This is a genomic window from Allostella sp., assembly GCF_041913585.1.
GTDB lineage: Bacteria > Pseudomonadota > Alphaproteobacteria > ATCC43930 > Allostellaceae > Allostella.
Map to the genome: position 1 here is coordinate 101,499 of NZ_JAYSFE010000001.1, position 20,570 is coordinate 122,068.

19 protein-coding genes are annotated in these 20,570 nt (G+C 74.3%); 7 read left to right on the top strand and 12 right to left on the bottom strand.

Annotation, left to right across the window (positions count from 1 at the left end):
* Window positions 1-26: 26 nt before the first annotated feature.
* The 3 genes from ACE3Q3_RS00550 to ACE3Q3_RS00560 all read right to left on the bottom strand — a co-directional run bounded on the left by ACE3Q3_RS00550 (window position 27) and on the right by ACE3Q3_RS00560 (window position 2,449).
* The gene (locus tag ACE3Q3_RS00550) at window positions 27-971 is read right to left on the bottom strand and encodes a bifunctional riboflavin kinase/FAD synthetase (RefSeq protein WP_374440187.1); all 945 of its coding nucleotides are present in this window, start codon (window positions 969-971) and stop codon (window positions 27-29) included.
* 44 nt (window positions 972-1,015) lie between these two features.
* Complete coding sequence (locus ACE3Q3_RS00555; RefSeq protein ID WP_374440190.1) at window positions 1,016-1,468, bottom strand: MaoC family dehydratase; 453 nt, start codon at window positions 1,466-1,468, stop codon at window positions 1,016-1,018.
* A 63-nt stretch (window positions 1,469-1,531) separates the two neighbouring features.
* Entirely contained in the window at window positions 1,532-2,449 is a 918-nt protein-coding gene (locus ACE3Q3_RS00560; RefSeq protein ID WP_374440193.1) for a LysR substrate-binding domain-containing protein, read from the bottom strand.
* Window positions 2,450-2,549: 100 nt separating this feature from the next.
* Here ACE3Q3_RS00560 and ACE3Q3_RS00565 point away from each other — a divergent pair, with 100 nt between their 5' ends.
* Window positions 2,550-3,299 carry a TSUP family transporter gene (locus tag ACE3Q3_RS00565; protein WP_374440196.1) on the top strand — a complete coding sequence of 250 codons (750 nt, stop codon included), beginning with the start codon at window positions 2,550-2,552 and terminating at the stop codon, window positions 3,297-3,299.
* Between the two features lie 22 nt (window positions 3,300-3,321).
* Window positions 3,322-3,567 (top strand): hypothetical protein, encoded by a 246-nt coding sequence (locus ACE3Q3_RS00570; RefSeq protein ID WP_374440199.1) that lies wholly within the window; start codon window positions 3,322-3,324, stop codon window positions 3,565-3,567.
* A gap of 10 nt (window positions 3,568-3,577) precedes the next feature.
* Here ACE3Q3_RS00570 and ACE3Q3_RS00575 read toward each other — a convergent pair whose 3' ends face one another.
* Window positions 3,578-5,020 carry an amidase gene (locus ACE3Q3_RS00575; protein ID WP_374440202.1) on the bottom strand — a complete coding sequence of 481 codons (1,443 nt, stop codon included), beginning with the start codon at window positions 5,018-5,020 and terminating at the stop codon, window positions 3,578-3,580.
* A 111-nt stretch (window positions 5,021-5,131) separates the two neighbouring features.
* On the opposite strand from ACE3Q3_RS00575, the gene ACE3Q3_RS00580 reads away from it, so the two are divergent.
* Window positions 5,132-6,598 carry a hypothetical protein gene (locus ACE3Q3_RS00580; protein ID WP_374440205.1) on the top strand — a complete coding sequence of 489 codons (1,467 nt, stop codon included), beginning with the start codon at window positions 5,132-5,134 and terminating at the stop codon, window positions 6,596-6,598.
* Between the two features lie 68 nt (window positions 6,599-6,666).
* Window positions 6,667-7,839 (top strand): aminotransferase, encoded by a 1,173-nt coding sequence (locus tag ACE3Q3_RS00585; protein WP_374440208.1) that lies wholly within the window; start codon window positions 6,667-6,669, stop codon window positions 7,837-7,839.
* A 2-nt stretch (window positions 7,840-7,841) separates the two neighbouring features.
* On the opposite strand, the gene ACE3Q3_RS00590 is transcribed toward ACE3Q3_RS00585, so the two are convergent.
* From ACE3Q3_RS00590 to ACE3Q3_RS00610, 5 genes are all read right to left on the bottom strand, one after another.
* Complete coding sequence (locus tag ACE3Q3_RS00590) at window positions 7,842-8,291, bottom strand: N-acetyltransferase family protein (RefSeq protein WP_374440211.1); 450 nt, start codon at window positions 8,289-8,291, stop codon at window positions 7,842-7,844.
* 23 nt (window positions 8,292-8,314) lie between these two features.
* A complete protein-coding gene (locus ACE3Q3_RS00595; RefSeq protein WP_374440213.1) occupies window positions 8,315-8,752 on the bottom strand; it encodes a VOC family protein in 438 nt (145 codons plus the stop codon).
* Between the two features lie 7 nt (window positions 8,753-8,759).
* The gene (locus tag ACE3Q3_RS00600) at window positions 8,760-9,434 is read right to left on the bottom strand and encodes a pyridoxamine 5'-phosphate oxidase family protein (RefSeq protein ID WP_374440215.1); all 675 of its coding nucleotides are present in this window, start codon (window positions 9,432-9,434) and stop codon (window positions 8,760-8,762) included.
* 69 nt (window positions 9,435-9,503) lie between these two features.
* On the bottom strand, window positions 9,504-11,027 hold the full coding sequence (locus ACE3Q3_RS00605) for a PLP-dependent aminotransferase family protein (protein WP_374440279.1): 1,524 nt from the start codon (window positions 11,025-11,027) through the stop codon (window positions 9,504-9,506).
* Complete coding sequence (locus tag ACE3Q3_RS00610) at window positions 11,009-15,841, bottom strand: NAD-glutamate dehydrogenase (RefSeq protein WP_374440218.1); 4,833 nt, start codon at window positions 15,839-15,841, stop codon at window positions 11,009-11,011. Before ACE3Q3_RS00610 ends, ACE3Q3_RS00605 begins: the two co-directional genes overlap by 19 nt.
* A 182-nt stretch (window positions 15,842-16,023) precedes the next feature.
* On the opposite strand from ACE3Q3_RS00610, the gene ACE3Q3_RS00615 reads away from it, so the two are divergent.
* Genes ACE3Q3_RS00615 through ACE3Q3_RS00625 form a run of 3 tightly spaced genes read left to right on the top strand, consistent with a single transcriptional unit; the run spans window position 16,024 to window position 17,584 of the window.
* On the top strand, window positions 16,024-16,659 hold the full coding sequence (locus ACE3Q3_RS00615; protein ID WP_374440221.1) for a class I SAM-dependent methyltransferase: 636 nt from the start codon (window positions 16,024-16,026) through the stop codon (window positions 16,657-16,659).
* Window positions 16,660-16,666: 7 nt separating this feature from the next.
* Window positions 16,667-17,158 carry an MmcB family DNA repair protein gene (locus ACE3Q3_RS00620; protein ID WP_374440224.1) on the top strand — a complete coding sequence of 164 codons (492 nt, stop codon included), beginning with the start codon at window positions 16,667-16,669 and terminating at the stop codon, window positions 17,156-17,158.
* Between the two features lie 60 nt (window positions 17,159-17,218).
* Window positions 17,219-17,584 carry a DUF983 domain-containing protein gene (locus tag ACE3Q3_RS00625; protein ID WP_374440227.1) on the top strand — a complete coding sequence of 122 codons (366 nt, stop codon included), beginning with the start codon at window positions 17,219-17,221 and terminating at the stop codon, window positions 17,582-17,584.
* Window positions 17,585-17,588: 4 nt separating this feature from the next.
* Here ACE3Q3_RS00625 and rfaE1 read toward each other — a convergent pair whose 3' ends face one another.
* The 3 genes from rfaE1 to ACE3Q3_RS00640 are packed head-to-tail and all read right to left on the bottom strand — an operon-like array spanning window position 17,589 to window position 20,536.
* The gene (rfaE1, locus tag ACE3Q3_RS00630; RefSeq protein ID WP_374440230.1) at window positions 17,589-19,058 is read right to left on the bottom strand and encodes a D-glycero-beta-D-manno-heptose-7-phosphate kinase; all 1,470 of its coding nucleotides are present in this window, start codon (window positions 19,056-19,058) and stop codon (window positions 17,589-17,591) included.
* A 17-nt stretch (window positions 19,059-19,075) separates the two neighbouring features.
* A complete protein-coding gene (locus tag ACE3Q3_RS00635; RefSeq protein ID WP_374440233.1) occupies window positions 19,076-19,675 on the bottom strand; it encodes an SIS domain-containing protein in 600 nt (199 codons plus the stop codon).
* A gap of 36 nt (window positions 19,676-19,711) precedes the next feature.
* The gene (locus ACE3Q3_RS00640; RefSeq protein WP_374440236.1) at window positions 19,712-20,536 is read right to left on the bottom strand and encodes a sterol desaturase family protein; all 825 of its coding nucleotides are present in this window, start codon (window positions 20,534-20,536) and stop codon (window positions 19,712-19,714) included.
* Window positions 20,537-20,570: the final 34 nt, after the last annotated feature.

Genomic DNA, 20,570 nt, shown 5'->3' on the forward strand with positions numbered 1-20,570 from the left:
TCGCGTGGCCCTAGTCCGGGGCCGGGTCAAATGGTGGCGGCAGGTGCCGCGAGGAGCGCCCGGGCGTGGGCCGCGTCCTCGGCGATCTGGGCCGTGAGGGCGGCCAAACCATCAAATTTGCGCTCGCCGCGCAAGTATTCGCGCAACGCGACGCGCAGGTGCCGGCCATAGAGGTCGCCCGACCAGTCGAAGAGATGCACCTCCAGCCACAGCGACGTGCCGTCGATGGTCGGCCGGCGGCCGAAATTGGCGACCCCCTTCCAGACGGCGGCGCCCGGCTCGTCGAGCCGCGCCTCGACCGCATAGACCCCGACGGCCGGCCGCAGGCATTCGCCGAGCGCGATGTTGGCGGTGGGGAAGCCGATCGTCCGGCCCAGCCGCCGGCCGGGCTCGACCCGGCCCTCGATCTCCCAGGGGCGGCCCAGCAGCCGGGCCGCGTCCGCCGGCCGCCCGTCGGCGAGCAGCCGGCGGATGCGGCTCGACGAGACGACGGCGCCGTCGATCGAAACCGGCTCGGCCATGGTGACCCCGAAGCCGAGCGCCGCTCCGCGCTCGGCGAGCAGCGCCATGCTGCCGCCGCGGTCGTGTCCGAACGCGAAGTCGGCGCCGGCCACCACATGCCGCACCCCGAAGCCCCCGACCAGGACGTCGGCGACGAAGGTGTCGGCCGGCAGCCGGCTGAAGGCGCGGTCGAAGGGCAGCGCGTAGAGGACGTCGAGGCCCATCTCCTCCATGAGGCGGGCCTTGATGCGGAAGGGGGTCAGGCGGAAGGGCGGATCGCCGGGGCGGAAGAGCTGGCGCGGATGCGGCTCGAAGGTGAGGACGCCGGCCGGCGCCCGCAGCGACCGGGCGATCCGCGCTGCGGTCTCGATCACCGCCCGGTGGCCGCGATGGACGCCGTCGAAATTGCCGAGCGCCACCACCGCGCCCACCCGCGCCGCCCGCTCGTCCCAATGCCGGATGATGCGCATGCCGTCCTCGTCGCGGAGCCGGATCCGGCCGGGTTCCGGGGGCCTCAGGCCGGGCGCGACGGCACCATCAGGATGGCGTCGCCGTCGACCACCACCCGCTCGCCGACCCGGCAGGTCGCCTGCATGACGACGCGTTTGCGCGCCGGGTCGATCTCGGCCACGGTCACCCTCGTGTCGACCGTGTCGCCCGCCCGTACCGGCGCCTTGAAGCGCAGGTTCTGGGTGACGTAGACGGCGCCCGGCCCGGGCAGCATCGTGCCGAACACGGCCGAGATCAGGCTGGCGGTCAGGATGCCGTGGGCGATGCGGCCGCGGAACATCGTCCCCTGGGCATAGGCCTCGTTCAGGTGCAAGGGATTGGTGTCGCCGGAGACGCCGGCGAACAGCAGGATGTCGGCTTCCGTCACCGTCCGCTGGATGCGGGCGGACATGCCGACATGCAGGTCCTCCAGGAAGAAGCCCACCAGATTGTCGAGGCGTGGGGAAACCGGTTCCATCGATCGCCGTCCAATGTCCCAGGGCGCGAAGCGGCCGTCTTTGTGCGGCGCAAAACCGGGGGGTTATAGAAGCGGCGGCCCGATGCGGCAAGGACGAGCGGGCGCCGTGGCGGCGGTGCGGGCGGCGGTGACCAGCCAGGCGCGGAAGGCGGCGAAGGCGGCATCGCCATCGACGCCCGGGCGGTGCAGCAGATACCAGTGGCGGCCCATCGGCAGGCTGAGCGCGAACGGCGCCACCAGCCGCCCGGCCGCGAGGTCGTCGTCGACATAGGGGCGGATGCCCATGGCGACCCCGACCCCGTCAGCGGCCGCCTGCAGCGCCTGGCCGTAATATTCGAACTCGGGGCCGCGGGCCTGGAGGCGGGGCAGGCCCGCCGCCGCCAGCCACAGCGACCAGTCGTCGGGCGCATGGGCGACGCGCAGCAGGTTGCCGCCTGCAAGGTCGTGCGGGCCGGCGAGCCCGGCGGCCAGCGCCGGGGCGCAGACCGGCATCAGGTCGGCCGCGAAGAGCGGCTCGGCCACAAGGCCGGGCCATGCGCCGTCGCCGAGCGCGATGCCGCAGGTCCAGCCGTCGGCGAAGGGCACCGCCCGGCCGCCGGTCGCGAAGCGGACCTCGATGTCGGGCTCCAGGCGGCGGAATTCGGCGAGGCGCGGGATCAGCCAGCGCATCGCGAATGTCGGGCCGACCCCGATGGTCAGGGCCCGCGGCGCCCCGCCCGCGACCACCTCCGCCGTCAACGCGGCCAGCGAATCGAGAAGCGGCGTCAGCCCCGCTTGGTAGGTCCGTCCCGCGGCGGTCGCGGCCAGCCGGTTCGCGCGGCGCTCGAACAGGCGGGTGCCGAGCCGGGCCTCCAGCAGATGCACGAGCCGGCTGACCGCCGCCGCCGAGACGTGCAGCTCGGCCGCCGCGGCGGCGAAGCTTCCGGTGCGGGCGGCCGCCTCGAAGGCCTTGATGCCGTTGAGCGGGGGCAGGCGACGCATCGGCCTCCACCATCAGGAAAGCTGAGGGCGAGGCCAAGATAACTCGGTTTGCGCCGCCGCGTCAGGCGGTCGATAGCTGAAGCGGCCGGGAGGGCCGCCGATGACGCCGTTGCTGATGGTTCTGCTCTGCTTCGTGATGGTGGCGACGGCATTCCTGTCCGGCCTCTTCGGCATGGCGGGCGGCATGATCCTGATCGGCGTGCTGCTGGCGCTGCTGCCGGTGCCGGCGGCGATGGTGCTGCATGCGGTCACGCAGATGGCGTCGAACGGCTGGCGCGGCTGGCTGTGGCGCCGCCATGTCTACTGGCGGCCGGTCGCGGCCTACGCCGTGGGCGCGGTCGCCGCCCTCGTCGTCTGGTCGATCTGGCAGTACGTGCCGAGCAAGCCCGTCGCCTTCATCTTCCTCGGGCTGACGCCGTTCCTGCTGCGGCTGGCGCCGGCGGGCCTCGCCCCCGATCCCGACAGCCCGGCCCAGGGGGTGCTCTACGGGCTCGTCTGCATGTCGCTGATGCTGCTGACCGGCGTCTCGGGCCCGCTGATCGACAGCTTCTTCCTCGGCGGCCGGCTCGACCGGCGCCAGATCGTGGCGAGCAAGGCCGTCTGCCAGATCCTGAGCCACGGGCTGAAGTTCGCCTATTTCGGCGGCATGGTGGGCGAGGCCGGCACGCTCGATCCGGGGCTGGCGGTCGCCGCCATCCTCTGCTCGATGCTGGGCACCACCCTCGCCAAGCGCTACCTGGAGGGCATGAGCGACGCGCAGTACCGCCGCTGGGCCGGCCGGATCGTCGCCGCCATCGCCGGCTGGTTCCTGGTGCACGGCTCCTGGCTGTTGCTGACGACGCCCGCCTAGGGCGGAATACCGGAGGGAGGACATGGCCGTGGCAGATCCGATCGACCCCCTCGTGCTCGACCTCGTCGCCTGGGTCGCCGCCGGACCCAGATCCTACGAGGACGTGATCGACGCCTGGCGGACCTCATGCCCGCGCCTGACCGTGTGGGAGGAGGCGGTCGACCGCGGCCTCGTGGAACGCCGCCCCGTCGCCGGAGCCGGCGCCGTCGTGGCCGCGACCGAACTCGGCCGGCGCCGGCTCGCCGAGGCGGGCCGCGTCGCCGGCTGAGGGCCGCCCGTCAGGAGGGCGGCAGGACCGGGCCGGGCCGCGGGTCGATCGGCACCCGCGACGCCAGGCCCAGCGCCTCCTCGAGAAGCGCCGCCGCCGACAGCAGGCCGGCTTCGCCGTTGGCGCGCGCCACCATCTGCAGCCCGACCGGGCGGCCGTCGGCGAGAAAGCCCGCCGGCAGGGACAGGGAGGCGCAGCGCGTCAGCGTCACCGCATAGGTCATCGACAGCCAGTCGATGTAGTTGTCGAACTCGACTTGGCCGACCTTGCGCACGGAGATCGTGTCGACGTCGAAGGGCGGCACGATCACCGCCGGCGTCAGCAGCAGGTCGTAGGTCCGGAAGAACCGGCCGACCCGCTGCAGTAACGCCGAGCGCGCCCGCACCGCGCGGCCGATGGTGTCGGCATCGAGCGCCATGCCCTTCTCGATGTTCCAGATGACGTCGGGCTTCAACTGGTCGCGGCGGGTGCGCAGGAGCTCCGCCTTGTCGACGACGAAGAAGGCGGCGCGCAGCGTCTGGAAGATCTCGCGCGCGTCCGAGAGGTCGGGCGCCGCCCGGTCGACCGGGATGCCCATGGCCTCGAAGCGGCGGGCGGCCTGCTCGGCCACCGCCGCCACTTCGGGATGCACCGGCAGGAAGCCGAGGTCGGGCGAGTAGGCGACGCGGGCCGGCCGCACCGGATTGCGCACCGCGTCCTGGAAGGGCCTGGCCGGCAGCGGCAGCGACATCGGGTCCTCCGCCGCCTCGCCCGCCATCGCGTCCAGCATCAGGGCGACGTCGGCGACGTTGCGCGCCATCGGCCCCTCGATCGCCAGATCGTCGGCCTGGTTGGCGTTCGGCCCGCGGGCGACCCGGCCCGGCGAGGGCCGCATGCCGACGACCCCGCAGAAGCTGGCCGGGATGCGCAGGCTGCCGCCCAGGTCCGAGCCGCTGGCGAGCCAGACCTCGCCCGTCGCCAGCGCCACCGCCGAGCCGCCCGACGAGCCGCCGCAGGTCAGGCTGGTGTTCCAGGGATTGCGGGTCTTGCCGAAGACCGGGTTGAAGGTGTTGGCGCCGGCGCCGAACTCCGGGGTGTTGGACTTGGCGAGGACGACGGCGCCCCTGCGCTCCAGCGTCTCGACGACGATGTCGGAGCGGTCGGGCACATGGTCGGCGAAGATCGGCGAGCCCTGGGTCGAGCGCACGCCACGGACCGGCAGCAGGTCCTTGATCGCCACCGGCAGCCCGGCGAGCCAGCCCGGCGAATCCGCGTCGCCGCCGCGGCGCGCCAACTCGACCGCCGCCGCCCGCGCCCGCTCCGGACAGCGGGTCGGCAGGGCGTTGACCGCCGGCTCGACCTCGTCCATCCGCGCCAGCGCGGCATCGATCAGGTCGGCGGGCTGGAGCTCGCGCGACTTCAGGCGCCGCACCGCCTCGACGGCGGTCATGCGGGTCAGTTCGGAAAGGGGCATCGGACGGCGCTCCGGCAGGCGGGTGGGACGGGCAGTCGAGCAGCGCCCCGGGCGGCCGTCAACTGCCGGGCCGCGTTGCCGGTCTGCCCCGGCCTGTGCCACAGAGGCGCCATGGACGGGATGCTCGCTCGAACCCTGGCGGCGATCCGCCGGCGCGACTGGGACGCCGCCGCTGCCGCCGCGCTGGCGGCGACCGCGGCGGGCGGGGTCCTGCCGCGGCCCGCGGTGCCGATGATGACGCAGCTGGTCGGGGCGCTGCGCAAGAGCGGCCGGGCCGATGCCGCCGCGGTGCTCGCCGACCGGGTGATCGCCGGCGCCCCCGACGAGCCGGCGGCCTGGCTCGCCCGCTCCCACCTCGCCCAGCATCGCGGCGACCTCGCGGCCGCCATCGCCGACACCCGGGCGGCGATGGCGCGCTCGGCCGACCCGCGGCCGGCGCGCCCGCGGCTGGCCGACCTGCTCTACGAGGCGGGCGAGCTCGAGGCGGCGGCGGCCGAACTGCATGCCGCCCTCGGCCCCGAAGGCCGGGATCCGGTGCTCCTCGCGCGTTTGGCCGACGTGGCCGACGCCGCCGGGGACACGGCCGGCATGGCGGCGGCGCTCGACCGGGCGATGGCGATCCGGCGCGCCGGCGGCGTCGGTTCCCCGGCCCTGCTGATGGCACTCCTCCGGGCCGGCCGCCTCGCCGATGCCGTTCCCGACCTCGACCTGCGCTGGGCCGCCTCGGGGGCGCCGCCGCGGCCGTTCCGGCAGCCGGTCTGGGACGGCGGCCCCGCCACCGACCGGACGTTGCTGGTGTGGGGCGAGCAGGGGCTGGGCGAGGAGATCTGGACCGCGGCCCTGCTGCCGGACGTGCTGCCGCGGGTCGGCCGGCTGGTGGTCGAGTGCGCGCCGCGGCTGGCCGCGCTCTTCCGGCGCTCGTTCCCGGCCGCGACCGTCGTGCCGCGCGGCGCCCCGCCGCACCCCGCGGCCGACGCGGCCGAACTCCCGCCCGCCTGGGTCGGCCTGCTGGGGGCGCGGGCCGTGCGGCCCGGCCCGCACCCGCCCCACCTGCGGTCCGATCCCGCCGCGGCGGCGGCCCTCCGGGCCCGCTACCGGGCGCTCGGCGACGGACCCCTGATCGGCCTTTCCTGGCGCAGCGCCAACCGGCATGCGCCGACGGCCAAGTCGAGCCGGCTCGCCGACTGGGGGGCGATCCTCGGGCGGCCGGCGGTCTTCCTCGACCTCCAGTATGGCGACACCGATGCCGACCGGGCCGAGGCGGCGGCCGGCGGCTGGGTCGTCCATCGCGACCCGGCGGTCGATCCGCTGGGCGACCTCGACCACGTCGCCGCCCAGATGGCCGCGCTCGACGCGATCGTCACGGTCAGCAACACCACCGCCCATCTCGCCGGCGCACTCGGGGTCCCCTCGGCGGTGCTGCTGCCGCGCGGCCGCGGCCAGGTCTGGTGCTGGCTCGACGGCCGCACGCCCTGGTACGCGGGCCAGCGCATCTGCCGGCAGGAGCGGGCGGGCCGCTGGGAGGCGGCGATCGCCGGCGCAGCCGCCATGCTGGACGGCCTCTTTCCCGGGCCCTGAAGCCGGCTCGACAAGGCCGGCGGCGCCGGCGCATGGTGCCGCGACGCTTGCCGGACGAACCTGGATCCATGGCCTATCGCTTGAATTCCCTGCTCGGCGCCGTGGTCGAGCCGCCGATCGCCGAAGTGCATGGCTGGCTCGCCGGCCACACGCCGCCCCATCCGCTCATCGACATGGCGCAGGCGGTGCCGCGCCACGCGCCGCCGGTCGAGGCGACGCGCCATCTCCAGGAGCGGCTGGCCGACCCCGAGATCGTGCGCTACGCGCCGATCATCGGCCTGGAGCCGCTGCGCGCGGCCTTCGCCCGGCATCTCGTGGGCGCCTATGGCGGCCGCATCGCGGCCGAGAACGTCGCCATCACCGCCGGCTGCAACCAGGCATTCTGCCTCGCCCTGATGACGCTGGCCGAGGCCGGCGACGAGGTGATCCTGCCGCTGCCCTTCTACTTCAACCACCAGATGTGGCTGGACATGCTGGGCATTCGGGCGGTCCACCTGCCGTTCCGGCCGGACCGCGGCGGGGTCCCCGATCCGGCCGAGGCGGAGGCACGGATCGGGCCGCGCACGCGCGCCATCGTGCTGGTGTCGCCCAACAACCCGACCGGCGCGGTCTACCCGCCCGATGCCATCGCCGCCTTCGCCGATCTCGCGCGCCGGAACGGCATCGCGCTGGTCCTCGACGAGACCTACAAGGACTTCCTGCCGGCCGACGGCGCGGCGCACGGCCTCTTCCGCGACGACGGCTGGCCGGAGACGCTGATCCAGCTCTACAGCTTCTCCAAGGCCTTCGCGATGGCCGGCCACCGCGTCGGCGCCGTCACTGCCGCCCCGGCGATGATCCGGCAGCTCACCAAGGCGATGGACTGCGTCGCCATCTCCGCGCCGCGCATCGGCCAGGAGGCGGCCCTCTACGGACTGGGGCACCTCGCGCCCTGGGTCGCCGCCAACCGGGCGACGATGCGCGACCGGGTGGCCGTCCTGGAGGCGGCCTTCCGAACCAACGCGTCGGGCTACGAGCTGGTGAGCTGCGGCGCCTACTTCGCCTATGTGCGCCACCCCCACCGCGGCCGCACCTCCAAGGAGGTGTCGCGCCACCTCGCGCGGGATCTCGGCATCCTGACGGTGCCGGGCAGCGCCTTCGGCCCCGGCCAGGAGGATTTCATCCGCTTCGCCTTCGCCAACGTCGGCGCCGAGGCGATGCCGGAGATGGCCCGCCGCCTGGCGGAAAGCCGGATGGGGTAGGTTCAGAGATTGCGGCGGTACTGCACGAAGCCCGAGCGCTCGGCGATCTGGTCGTAGAGGCGCATCGCCGTCCGGTTGGTCTCGTGCGTCATCCAGTAGACGCGCCCGGCGCCGGCCGCGCGCGCCCGGTCGTAGACGGCCTCGATCAGGGCGCGGCCGACGCCGCGGCCGCGCACCGCCGGCGCGGTGAAGAGGTCCTGGAGGTAGCAGGTCGGCCCGATCATCGCGGTGTTGCGATGGAAGAGGTAGTGGACGATGCCGACGACGGCGCCGTCCGCCTCGGCGACCAGCGCGTGGACCGGCTCGTAGCTGTCGAAGAAGCGCGACCAGGTCGTGGCCGTCACCTCGGGGGCGGCGGTGCGCTCGTAGAAGCGGTTGTAGCCCTCCCACAGCGGCAGCCAGGCGGCATGGTCGCCGCGGGCGACGGGGCGGACGGCGATGGTCTCGGACATCGGGGGCTTCTCCGGAAGGAATCTCAGCCGCGGGTCGGCACGTCGGGCACCCAGACATAGCCGTCGGGGTCGACGATGTAGGCCTCGCGCAGGCCATGCGGCTTGTCGGCGGCGCCGGCCAGGACCTCGTAGCCGGCGGCCGTCGCCGCCGCCTCGGCGGCGTCGGGATCGCAGCCGTGCAGGCGCAGTTCCATGCCACTGCCGCGGGCCCCGTTCTCCATCGCCCGCCGGCGCATCGGGTGGCGGTCGTAGGCATGGTCGGCGTGCAGCATCCACTCGCTGCCCTGGGCGCGCATCACCGCGAAGTCGGGGTCGGCATAGACGGCGTCCGCCCCCAGCACGGTGCGCTGGAAGGCGATCGCGCGCGCCACGTCCTCGACCATCAGGTTGACGCCGAGCCCGGCCAGGCCGCGGCCATAGGCCGGGGCCGGCATCCACGGATCGCCGGTGCGCTTCTTCACCGCCGCCTCACGCCGGGTCGAGCCGGAAGCCGTCGAGATAGGCCGGGACCGGGATGCCGGGGCCGAGCCGCGGGTCGGCCTCGGGCGGTCCGAACGTGGTCCGGATCGGCAGCACGCCGGCCCAGACCGGGAGCGCATAGTCCGGCTCGTCGTCGACCGGCGGGCCGGTTCGGACCTTGGCCGAGACCTCGGCCAGATCCATGCCGACGACCGTCGTCCCTTTCAGTTCCTGCTTCGTCGCCGGGCGCAGTTCGCGCACCCGGCCGGGGAACAGCCGCTCGACGAAGGCGTCGAGCGCGCGCTCCTTCTCCTCCGGGTCGGTGACGGCCCGGGCGGTGCCGAGTGCCATCACCGAGCGATAGTTGACCGAGTGGTGGAAGCCCGACCGCGCCATGACGAAGCCGTCGACATGGGTGACGGTGAAGCAGACCGGCACGCCGGCCGCGATGTTGCGCAGCATCCGGCTCGCCGACGAGCCGTGCCAGTAGACCCGGTCCTCATGCCGCCAGTAGGTGGTCGGCGTGACGTAGGGCTGGCCGTCGACGGCGTAGCCGACATGGCAGACGAAGCCCGCATCGAGGATGGCGTGGGCGGTGGCGCGGTCGTAGTGCGCGCGCTTCGGCAGACGGCGCAGCCGTGTCCGCGGCGTTGTCGCGTAGGCGTCGGTCGGGGTGGCGTTCATGGCTCCGTGGTCCGTCGGCAGGAAGACCACGGCACCCTAGTGCCGAAAGTGGCTCTCGGGCATGGGCCACTATCCGCGGGTACGCTGGACCACTTCGACGATCCGCGCCAGCCGGCGGACCCCCTCCTCGATCGCGGCCGCGTCGTGGGCGGCGTAGCCGAGGACGAGCCCGTTGCCCGGGCTGGGGCCGGCGGCGTAGCGCGACAGGGCGGTCATGCCGAGGCCGACACGGCTGCCCGCCGCGACCACCGCATGGTCGGCAACGGCCCGATCGAGCTGGCCGACCAGATGCATGCCGGCGTCGGAGGGGTCGACGACGAGGACGCCCCCGAGGTGCCGGCGAATGGCCGCCACCAGGGCCTCCTGCCGCGCCCGGTAGAGGAGGCGCATGCGCCGGATGTGCTGGGTGAAGGCATCGCCGGCGACGAACTCGGCGAGCGCGGCCTGTGTCAGCGCCGGCGGCTCGGCATGGGCGGCGCGCCTCGCCTGCGCCACCGCTTCGGCGAGACGCGGCGGCGCCACCAGGTAGGCGAGGCGCAGCGCCGGGAACATCACCTTGCTGAAGCTGCCGACATAGAGGACGCGGTCGCCGCCATCGAGCCCGTACAGTGCGGTGATCGGCCGTCCGCCGTAGCGGAACTCGCCGTCGTAGTCGTCCTCGAGGATCGTGGCGCCGGCGGCGCGCGCCCAGTCGAGCAGCGCGACCCGGCGCTCCAGCGTCATGATGGCGCCGAGCGGGTACTGGTGCGAGGGGGTGACGGCGGCGAGGCGGGCGTCGGGCGCGAGGCGGCGACCGGCCGCGACGTCGATGCCGGCGGCGTCGACCGGCACCGGGACGGGCGTCAGCCCGGCGGCGCGCAGCGCCGAGTGGGCGTCCGGATAGCCCGGATCCTCGACCCACACGCGGTCGCCGGGATCGGCCAGCAGGTTGCCGGCGAGCAGGACCGCCTGGCGGGCGCTGGCGAGCACGACGACCTGGTCGGCGGCGCAGGCGACGCCGCGGGCCGGACCGACATAGTCGGCGATGGCATGCCGCAGCGGCGGCCAGCCCCGCGGATCGGCCAAGTGGAGCAGGCCGCTGCCGCCGGCGCGCAGGGCACGGGCCAGGGCCCGCCGCCATTCGGCGAGCGGAAACGCGTCGAGCGCCGGCAGGCCCGGGGTGAAGAGGCGGCCGGTCGAGGCGACCGGGCTGTCGCGGGCGAGCAGGGTGCCGCGACGCGACAGCGTCGGGCCGGGCGTGGCCGTGCCGCCGGTCGACGCCCGCGCCAGCCGGTCGGCCGGCAGCTGCGCCGCGACGTAGGTGCCGGAGCCGTGCCGCGCCTCGAGGAAACCCTCGGCGGTCAGGATGTCGACCGCCGCCGTCACGGTCGTCCGCGACACCTCCAGCATCGCCGCCAGCCGCCGCGTCGCCGGCAGGCGAGCGCCGCGGGCGAGCCCGCCGGCCAGCATCAGGTCGCGCAGGCGCCGGGCGATCTGCGCCGCGATCGGCAGGGCGCCGTCCCGTTCGACGGCGAGGTGGTCGAGAAAGGCGGCGGGCGGCCGCCGCCCCCACCCGCCGCCGCGGTTCCGCCCGGTCAGTGGTCGAGCGCCGATCGCAGGGTGCGGGTGGCGACCGCCAGCATCGCCAGGTCGATGCGCGGCTGCTGGTCGAGCTCGGCCAGCAGCGCGTCGATCCGTTGCACCGCATGGGCGTGGGCGGCGCCCCACGCGGCCAGCGCGCCGGCCGGGTCCGGCTCGCCCTGGGCCAGCACGCCCGCCAGCAGGTCGGCCTGGGCGTGCGCCAGATCCTCCCGCGCCGCCGTCGCCGCCCGCCGCGCCCAGGCGTCGCCGTCGGCAATGGCGTCGGCCGCGGCCATCAGCCGGTCGAAGCGGAAGCGGGCGTCGATGGCGAAATGCAGCCGCGCCACCCGCTCGATCGGCTCGCCGGCGGCGAGCGCCCGGTCGGTGATCGGCAGGGCGGCGGCGATCCGCTCGAAGGCGGCCGCCCGGTGCGCCAGCACCTCCGGCACGCCGCTCGCGACCCCGGCGGCGACCCGGGCTGCGAGCGTCGCCCCCTGCTCCGCCGGCAGCAGGGTCGGCAGCGCGGTCTCGACCGCCTCGGCCCCCGGCAGATGGTGGGCCACCACCGCCCCGAGGCTGGCTTCCCGGACCACCGCGGCCAGGAGGTGGGGCATCGCCGCCTCGACCAGGCTGCGGGCGGTCAGCAGCAGCCCGGTCTGGACGGCGGCGGCGACCCGCCCGTCCAGGGCCTCGACCGCCGCCCAGTAGTCGTCGAGACGGAAGATGTCGCGTGCCGCCAGCCAGGCGCGGGCGATCTCGACCCAGTCGGCGCCGGTGGCGTCCTCGACCGAGGAGGCGAAGGCGATGCCGGCGCGGTTGACGAGCGCGTTGGTGACGACCGTCGCCACGAGTTCCCGCCGCAGCGGGTGGCTGCGGCAGGCCGCCGGCAGCCGCTCGCGGATCGGCGTCGGGAAGTAGCCGAGGAGGTCGTCGTCGACCGCCGGATCGTCGGGCAGCACGGAGGGCGCGATCGCCTGCGCCATCGCCATCTTCGCGTAGGCGAGGAGCACCGAGAGTTCCGGGCGGGTCAGCCCTCGCCCCTCCTGGGCGCGGCGGGCGAGCGCCGCATCGTCGGGCAGAAGCTCGACCGCGCGGTCGAGCCGGGCCCGCCGCTCGAAGGCGCGCATCGCCCGCCCGTGGGCCGACAGCAGCCCCGGGGCGTCGGCCTGCTCGACGCTGAGCGCCTGGGTCTGCTGGTAGTTGTGGCGCAGCACCAGGGTCGCGACCTCGTCGGTCATCTCCGCCAGGAGCTGGTCGCGCTGCTTGCCCGTCATGTCGCCGGCGGCGACGACGCGGTCGAGCAGGATCTTGATGTTGACCTCGTGGTCGGAGGTGTCGACCCCGGCCGAATTGTCGATGGCGTCGGTGTTGATGGCGCCGCCGGCCCCGCCCCGCCCGCCGATCCGCGCATATTCGATGCGGCCGCGCTGGGTGACGCCGAGGTTGGCGCCCTCGCCGACCACCCGCGCCCGGATGTCGGCGCCGTCGACGCGCACGGCGTCGTTGGCCTTGTCGCCGGCCTCGGCATTGCCCTCCTCGCGCGCCTTCACGAAGGTGCCGATGCCGCCGAACCACAGGAGGTCGACCTCGGCCGTCAGGATCGCGCGCATCAGTTCGGCGGGCGTCACCCGATCGCGGGCGATGTGGAAGAGCGCCCGCATCTGCGGCGTCACCGCGATCGACTTGGCGGATCGCTCGAAGACCCCGCCGCCGGGCGCGATCAGCGACCGGTCGTAGTCGGCCCAGCTCGACCGCGGCAGCCGGAACAGCCGCTCGCGCTCGGCGAAGCTCCTGGCCGGGTCCGGGTCGGGATCGACGAAGACGTGGCGGTGGTCGAAGGCGGCGAGGAGCCGGATCGCCGGGGACTGCAGCATGCCGTTGCCGAAGACGTCGCCCGACATGTCGCCGACGCCGACCACCGTGAAGGGCGTCGTCTGGACGTCGGTGCCGAGCTCGCGGAAATGGCGCTTCACCGCCTCCCAGGCGCCCCGCGCGGTGATCCCCATCTCCTTGTGGTCGTAGCCCTTGGAGCCGCCCGACGCGAAGGCGTCGCCGAGCCAGAAGCCGTACTGGGCGGCGATGCCGTTGGCGATGTCGGAGAAGGTGGCCGTGCCCTTGTCGGCGGCGACCACGAGGTAGGGGTCGTCGGTGTCGTGGCGGACGACGTCGGCAGGCGGCACCACGCGTCCCTCGACGAGGTTGTCGGTGATGTCGAGCAGGCCCTGCATCAGGGTGCGGTAGCAATGCACGACCTCGGCCTGCAGCGCCTCGCGGCCGCCGGCGACCGGCGGCTGCTTGACCACGAACCCGCCCTTCGAGCCGACCGGGACGATGACCGCGTTCTTCACCATCTGCGCCTTCATCAGGCCGAGGATCTCGGTGCGGAAGTCCTCGCGGCGATCCGACCAGCGGATGCCGCCGCGCGCCACCCTGCCGCCGCGCAGGTGGATCGCCTCGGTCCGCGGCGAATGGACGAAGACCTCGACCATCGGCCGCGGCAGCGGCAGGAAGTCGATCGCCTGGCTGTCGAGCTTGATCGAGAGGTACGGCTTCGGCCGGCCGTCGCCCTCGCGCTGGTAGTGGTTGGTGCGCAGGGTCGCGCGGAGCAGGGCGAGGAAGGCGCGCAGGGCCCGGTCCTCCTCCAGGCTCTGCACCTGGTCGAGGGCGTGCTCGATCGCCTCGACGACGCCGGCGGCGCGGGTCAGCCGGTCCTGCGCGACGGCCGGGTCGAAGCGCGCGGCGAAGAGATCGACGAGCAGGCGGGCGATGCGCGGCTGGGCTACGAGCGTGTCCTCGACGAAGCTCTGGCTCAGCGGAAAGCCGACCTGCCGCAGGTAGCGGGCATAGACGCGCAGGATGCGCGCCTCGGGCCAGGCGAGGCGGGCGCCCCGGATCAGGCGGTTGAAGCCGTCGTTGGAGGCGAGCCCGGTCCACACCGCGCGGAAGCCGTCCTCGACGAGCGGCCGCAGCGCCGCGATGTCGAGCTCGGCGCCGTCCGGCGCCGCCAGGCCGAAATCGTGCAGCCACACCGGCGGGCCGCCGTCGGCCGGCCGGATCGTGTCGGGGATCTCGTTGAGGACGCGGAACCCCAGGTTCTCCAGCACCGGGATGACGTCGGAGAGCGGCATCGCCTCGCCCGGGTGGTAGACCTTGAGGCGCACTTCGCGGGCGGAGGCTTCGACCGGACGGAAGAGATGCAGCGCCAGGCCGCGGGCCCGCGCCTCGAGGGCGCGGTCGATCTCCAGCACCGCGGCCGCGGCCGAGAAGCGCTCGCGATAGCCGGCCGGAAAGGCGTCGGCCCAGCGCGTCAGGGTCGCCTGGGCCTCGGCCTCGCCCATGCGGGCGTCGAGTGCCTCCTTGAGGCGGTCGCGCCACGATCGCCCGGCCTCGGCGAGCAGCGTCTCGACGGCCTCGGCCGAAAGGTCGGGAATGGCGCCGGGCGTCGTGCCGACGACGAAATGGACCCGCGCGAGCGGCGACTCGCCGAGATGGGTCGAGAACGACATCACCTCGCCCGCCAGGGCGTCGGCGAGGATGCGCTGGAAGCGCTGGCGCAGTTCGGTGTCGTAGCGGTCGCGCGGCGCGTAGACGAGGCAGGACACGAAGCGCTCGAACGGGTCGGGGCGCAGGAAGAGCGCGACGCGCGGCCGCTCCTCGAGATGGAGGATGCCGCGGGCGATGGCGAAGAGCGCGTCCTCCTCGATCTGGAACAGCTCGTCGCGCGGATAGGTGTCGAGGATGTGCAGCAGCGCCTTGCCGTCGTGGCTGTTCGGGTCGAAACCGGCGCGGTCCATCACCCGCGCGACCTTGCGCCGCAGGATCGGGATGGTCCGGGCGCCGGCGCTGTAGGCGCCCGACGTGTAGAGCCCGGCGAACACCGAGACGCCGACCGGCGCGCCGGCGGCGTCGAAGCGCTTGATCGCGATCACGTCCATCGGCATCCGCCGGTGGACGCGCGACTTGTGGCCGCTCTTGGTGACGACGAGCGCGGTCGGTCGCCGCAGGAACGCCTGGACCTCGGCCGGCAGCGCCGAGAAGTGGCGCAGCCCGTCGAGCACCGGCGCCTCCGCCGGGCCGAGGACGCCCAGCCCCGAGCCCGGCACGATCGCCAGGCCGCGCTCGGCGTCGGCGGCCGGACCGAACTGGTACTCGCGGCAGCCGAGGAAGGTGAAATGGTCCTCGACCAGCCACTCGAGGAAGTCATCGGCCTCGTTGCGCTCGTCCTCCGGCAGGACGTCGGCTTCCGCCGCCAGGGTGCCGCGGGCCTCGACCATGCGCTGCCGCATCGCCGGCCAGTCGGCGACCGCCCGGCGCACGTCGGCCAGCACCTCGAGCAGGCCGGTCCGCAGCCGCTCGCGGCGCTCCGGGTCGGCCAGGGCGGCGACCTCGATGTGCATCATCGACTCGCGCGCCGGCCCGCTGCCGACCGCCCGCAGCCGGTCGCCGTCGCGCTCGACCGCGACCACCGGATGGACGAGGAGATGGATCCCCAGCTCCTGGCGCTGCAGCTCGGCGGCGATCGAATCGACGAGGAACGGCATGTCGTCGTTGACGATCTCGACGACGGTATGACGGCACGACCACCCGTCGGCGTCGGCGCGCGGGCTGAACACCCGGACTTCGGCCGTGCCGGGCGCCCGCCGCCCGGCGAACGCGAGAAGGCTGAGCGCGGCGCCGTAGAGGTCTTCGGCGGCGAAGGCCGCCACCTCGTCGGGGGCCACGTTCTGCGCGAAGAGGCGCACGAACCGGACCGCGGCATCCGCCTGCCCGCCGCTCAGCCGGCGGGCGGCGAGTGCCACCGCCTGCCCGATGCGCTCCTCCTTCAGACGTTCGGCATGGTGGGCCATGATCCCTCACCCCGTTCCGGTGTCGTTGCGGGGCTGAGCCTACGGCAAAATCATGGCGGCGTGGCGACGGTCGCGGCGACGGTCGTCGCGAACCCGCGACCGAACCGTCGTTGTTCGGTCACAATCCGGCGGCTAGGTTGCGCGGCTGTCCCGCCCCCGTCCCGAGAGCGTCCGATCCCGGCATGCACGATCGACTACACAAGCGGCACGCTCCGCCCGTCGCCCATCGGCGGCGCGACGCCGCGCTCTTCCTGTGGAAATGGATCCAGGCGCCGACCCGCATCGGCTCGGTGTGGCCGAGCGGCCGGGCCCTCGGCCGGGCGATGGCCGCCGAGCTCGACCTGACGGTCCCGGGCGCGATCGTCGAGCTCGGCGCCGGCACCGGCCCGATCACGGCGACCCTGCTGCAGTCGGGCGTGCCGCCGGAACGCTTCTACGCCGTCGAGCGCGATCCCGGGCTCGCCGCGGCGCTGCGCCAGCGCCTGCCCGGGGTGCGCGTGATCGAGGGCGATGCCGGCGAACTGCCGGCGCTGATGCGCGCCGAGGGGGTGGAGACCGTGTCGGCCATCGTCTCCTGCCTGCCGCTGGTCTCGCTGCCGCGGGCGCTCGTCCGCCGGGTGATCGAAGGCGGCTTCGACGTCCTCCATCCCGAGGGCCGCTTCATCCAGTTCACCTACGGCACGATCTCGCCGATCCCGCTGCGCCATTTCCGCCTGCAGGCGCGCCGGGTCTGCCGGGTCTGGCGCAACCTGCCGCCGGCCGCGGTCTGGCGCTACACCCGCATCCCCGGCGAACCGGTCGCGCGGGACCGCGGCTGAGGGTCGCATGTCCGGCTTCCCGCCAGGGTCCGCACCGGGCGCCGACGCCGAGCCTGCCCTCGCCCGGCTGCTCGCCCGCGGCGTCCGCCGGGCGCTCGGCGACCTCGGCTTCGCGACCGTCACGGAACTCGTGCTCGCCTCCGGCCGCCGCGCCGACGTCGCCGGCATCGACCGCCGCGGCGAGATCGTCATCGTCGAGGTCAAGACCTCGCTCGCAGACCTGCGCGCCGACCGGAAATGGCCGGAATACCGCGAATTCTGCGACGCCCTGCTGTTCGCCGTGCCGGCGGACTTCCCGCTGCCGGCGCTGCCGCCGGACGCCGGCCTGCTGGTCGCCGACGGCTTCGGAGCGGCGCTGCTGCGCGAGGCGCCGCGCCACCCGCTGCCGGCCGCGCGACGGCGTGCCGTCACCCTGCGCTTCGCGCTGACCGCGTCCCTGCGGCTCGGCCGGATCGAGGATCCGGCCCGCAACGACCTCGAGCCGGCGCTGCTGTCATAGGCCGGCATAGGCCGGCGCCGCGCTGGACAGGACGGCCCGAAGGGACCATGAGGTCGCGGCATGATCCAGGGCGAAACGCGCGACACCATGCTGTCGATCCGGCGGGCGCTGCGCGGGCGGTGCCCGAACTGCGGCCGTGGCCGCCTGTTCGCGACCTACCTGCGGCAGGTCGACCGCTGCGCCGCCTGCGGCGAGCCCTGGGGGGAACTCCGGGCCGACGACGCGCCGCCCTGGCTCACCATCCTCGTCGTCGGCCACCTGGTGGCGCCGGTCGCGCTCTGGCTGGTGAAGTACAGCAGCCTGCCGGACTGGGCGATCTCCGGCCTTCTCGCGACGACCGCGCTCCTGCTCTGCCTCGTCCTGCTGCCGCGGGCGAAGGGCCTCTTCCTGGCGGCCATCTGGGCGTCCCGCGCCCGCTCGTCCTGACGGGTCAGCCGGCCAGCTTGGCCACCGTGGCGGTGGTGCTGAACCCGGGCACGAGGTCGACCAGGACGACCCGGCCGCCGGTCGACTGCACGAAGTCCGCGCCCACCACCTGGTCCAGCGTGTAGTCCGATCCCTTGACCAGCACGTCCGGGCGGATCGCCTCGATCAGGGTCTGCGGCGTGTCCTCGCCGAAGATGACGACGAGGTCGACGTCGGCCAGCGACGCCAGCACCGTCGCCCGCGCGTTCTCGCCCTGGACGGGGCGGTTCGGCCCCTTCAGCCGGGCGACCGACGCATCGGAGTTGAGGCCGACCACGAGCCGGTCGCAGGTGGCGCGGGCCGCCTTCAGCATCGCCACATGGCCGGGATGCAGGAGGTCGAAGCAGCCGTTGGTGAAGCCGATCGTCAGCCCCTCCTGGCGCCAGCCGCGCACCCGGTCGAGGGCGGCGGCGAAGGGCAGGGCCTTGATGCCGCCGCGCTCGACGTCGCCGGCCCGCAGCACCCGCGCCAGCTCGACCGAGTGGGCGACGGCGGTGCCGATCTTGCCGACCACGAGGCCGGCGGCGACGTTGCCGAGGCGGGCGGCGTCGCGCAGCGTGAAGCCGGCGCCGACGGCGGCGGCGAAGACCGCGAGCACGGTGTCGCCGGCGCCCGAGACGTCGAACACCTCGCGCGCCTCGGCCGGCAGGTGATGCACGGCGCCGCCGCGCTCGACCAGGGTCATGCCGTCCTGGCTGCGCGTCACCAGCACCGCGTCGAGGTCGAGGCGGCCGATCAGCCGGCGCGCCGCCAGCACGATCTCCTCGGCGGTGCCGACCGGCATGTCGGTCGCCTCCGCCAGCTCGCGCCGGTTGGGCGTAAGCACGTTGGCGCCGCGATAGCGCGAATAGTCCGTGCCCTTGGGGTCGACGACGACGGTCCGGCCGGCGGCGCGGGCCGCCGCGATCACCCCGGCGGCGACGCCCTGGCGCAGCACGCCCTTGTCGTAGTCGGAGAGGATGACGACCGACTGTTCGCCCGCCGCCGAGCGGGCGAGGTGGATCAGGTCCTCGCGCAGCGCCTCGGCGATCGGCGCCACCGTCTCGCGGTCGGCGCGCAGCAACTGCTGCTGGCCGGCGACGTAGCGGGTCTTGATCGGGGTGGTGCGCGCCCGCTCGGTCAGGACGTGCGGCTCGACCCGCTCTTCCCCGGCGATGATCGCCTGGATCTCGCGGCCGGCCGGGTCGTCGCCGACGACCGAGAGGAAGCAGACCTCGGTGCCGAGCGCCAGCAGGTTGCGCAGGACGTTGCCGGCCCCGCCCAGCATGTCGGACTCGCGCTGGATGCGGAGCACCGGGATCGGCGCCTCGGGCGAGATGCGCTCGACCGAACCGTAGATGTAGCGGTCGAGCATCACGTCGCCGACGCACAGCACCCGCACCCGGGAGAGCGCTTCGACGCGGTCGGCGAGGTCGGCGTCGGCGGACTGGACCATGGTCGCCCTCCCGCCCGTCAGACCAGGCCGAGGCGCCGCTCGAGCGCCCCGCACAGGATCTGGCCGATGGTGATGTGCATCTCCTGGATGCGCGCGGTCGTCGTCGACGGCACCAGGATCAGGGGATCGGCCAGGCCCGGCAGCACCCCGCCGGTTCCGCCGGAGAAGGCGGCGGCATGGAGCCCGCCCTCGCGGGCCGCAGCCAGGCCGTTGGCGACGTTGGCGCTGCGCCCGGAGGTGGTGATGCCGATGGCGACGTCGCCGGGACGGCCGATGGCGCGGACCTGGCGGGCGAAGAGCTGGTCGAAGCCCATGTCGTTGCCGATCGCGGTCAGGGCCGAGCTGTCGGTCGTCAGCGCCATGGCCGCGATCGGCGCGCGGTCGCGCTGGTAGCGCACGGCGAGTTCGGTCGCCAGGTGCTGCGCGTCGCCGGCGCTGCCGCCGTTGCCGAAGAAGAGGATCTTGCCGCCGGAAGCGACCGACGCGGCGCAGAGTTCGATCAGCCGCAGGAGCCCGGCGCGGACGGCGTCCGGAGTCGCCTGCTGCACGGCGGCATGCTCGGCGAACTCGGCCGAGAGGTAGGACGCGGCGTCGAACGCGGGGTCGATCGCGGTCATGGAGGTTTCCGCAGGGCGTGTTGCGCTGCCGCTTCGCTAATGCAATGTCCGGCCGCCCGCAATGGAAACCGGCTGGCGGAACGGCTGGGTCAGCATCCGGTCGAGCCGCTCTTCGCTCGGGCCGTCGAAGCCGGGCGTCCCGATCGCCATGCCCGCGTGCCCGTCGCGCGGCCGGTCCCGGTAGGTGCCGAAGACCCGGTCCCACCAGGACAGCGCGAAGCCGAAGTTGCGGTCGGTCTCGTCGCGATGGACCGAGTGGTGGACGCGATGCATGTCGGGGGTGACGAGGAAGCGGCGGAGCCGGCGGTCGAGCCCGGCCGGCAGCGCCAGGTTGGCGTGGTTGAACATGGCGGCCGCGTTCAGCAGCAGCTCGAACAGGACGACCGCGGCGGCCGGCGCGCCGAGCAGGGCGACCGCGGCCATCTTGATCGCCATCGACGCCAGGATCTCCAGGGGATGGAAGCGCAGGCCGGTGGTCACGTCGAGATCGCGGTCGGCATGGTGGACGCGGTGCAGTCGCCACAGGACCGGGATCCGGTGGAAGAGGACATGCTGGGCCCAGATCACGAGATCGAGCGCCACCACGGCCACCGGGACCGCGATCCACGCCGGCAGCGCGGTCGCATTGAGAAGGCCGAAGCCGTGGCGCTCGGCCGCGACCGCGGCGCCGATCGCGGCCGCCGGCAGCAGGAGCCGCAGCAGGGCGGCGTCGATGGCGAGGATGCCGAGGTTGGCGGGCCAGCGCCGCCGCCGCGGCAGGGTGCGGGTTCGCCGGGGCCGCAGCACTTCCGCTGCCGCCAGCAGGGCCAGCACCAGGACGAACGCGGCCGGCCGCATCCATGCCTCGGCGTCGGTCAGCATGCGGTCCACCACGAACGCGCGGGCGCAGGGATCA

What these genes read in the sequence shown, in the direction of transcription:
- ACE3Q3_RS00550 (WP_374440187.1), bottom strand. Translation starts at nt 971, where the DNA reads ATGCGCATCATCCGGCATTGGGACGAGCGGGCGGCGCGGGTGGGCGCG.
- ACE3Q3_RS00555 (WP_374440190.1), bottom strand. Translation starts at nt 1,468, where the DNA reads ATGGAACCGGTTTCCCCACGCCTCGACAATCTGGTGGGCTTCTTCCTG.
- ACE3Q3_RS00560 (WP_374440193.1), bottom strand. Translation starts at nt 2,449, where the DNA reads ATGCGTCGCCTGCCCCCGCTCAACGGCATCAAGGCCTTCGAGGCGGCC.
- ACE3Q3_RS00565 (WP_374440196.1), top strand. Translation starts at nt 2,550, where the DNA reads ATGACGCCGTTGCTGATGGTTCTGCTCTGCTTCGTGATGGTGGCGACG.
- ACE3Q3_RS00570 (WP_374440199.1), top strand. Translation starts at nt 3,322, where the DNA reads ATGGCCGTGGCAGATCCGATCGACCCCCTCGTGCTCGACCTCGTCGCC.
- ACE3Q3_RS00575 (WP_374440202.1), bottom strand. Translation starts at nt 5,020, where the DNA reads ATGCCCCTTTCCGAACTGACCCGCATGACCGCCGTCGAGGCGGTGCGG.
- ACE3Q3_RS00580 (WP_374440205.1), top strand. Translation starts at nt 5,132, where the DNA reads ATGGACGGGATGCTCGCTCGAACCCTGGCGGCGATCCGCCGGCGCGAC.
- ACE3Q3_RS00585 (WP_374440208.1), top strand. Translation starts at nt 6,667, where the DNA reads ATGGCCTATCGCTTGAATTCCCTGCTCGGCGCCGTGGTCGAGCCGCCG.
- ACE3Q3_RS00590 (WP_374440211.1), bottom strand. Translation starts at nt 8,291, where the DNA reads ATGTCCGAGACCATCGCCGTCCGCCCCGTCGCCCGCGGCGACCATGCC.
- ACE3Q3_RS00600 (WP_374440215.1), bottom strand. Translation starts at nt 9,434, where the DNA reads ATGAACGCCACCCCGACCGACGCCTACGCGACAACGCCGCGGACACGG.
- ACE3Q3_RS00610 (WP_374440218.1), bottom strand. Translation starts at nt 15,841, where the DNA reads ATGGCCCACCATGCCGAACGTCTGAAGGAGGAGCGCATCGGGCAGGCG.
- ACE3Q3_RS00615 (WP_374440221.1), top strand. Translation starts at nt 16,024, where the DNA reads ATGCACGATCGACTACACAAGCGGCACGCTCCGCCCGTCGCCCATCGG.
- ACE3Q3_RS00620 (WP_374440224.1), top strand. Translation starts at nt 16,667, where the DNA reads ATGTCCGGCTTCCCGCCAGGGTCCGCACCGGGCGCCGACGCCGAGCCT.
- ACE3Q3_RS00625 (WP_374440227.1), top strand. Translation starts at nt 17,219, where the DNA reads ATGATCCAGGGCGAAACGCGCGACACCATGCTGTCGATCCGGCGGGCG.
- rfaE1 (WP_374440230.1), bottom strand. Translation starts at nt 19,058, where the DNA reads ATGGTCCAGTCCGCCGACGCCGACCTCGCCGACCGCGTCGAAGCGCTC.
- ACE3Q3_RS00635 (WP_374440233.1), bottom strand. Translation starts at nt 19,675, where the DNA reads ATGACCGCGATCGACCCCGCGTTCGACGCCGCGTCCTACCTCTCGGCC.
- ACE3Q3_RS00640 (WP_374440236.1), bottom strand. Translation starts at nt 20,536, where the DNA reads ATGCTGACCGACGCCGAGGCATGGATGCGGCCGGCCGCGTTCGTCCTG.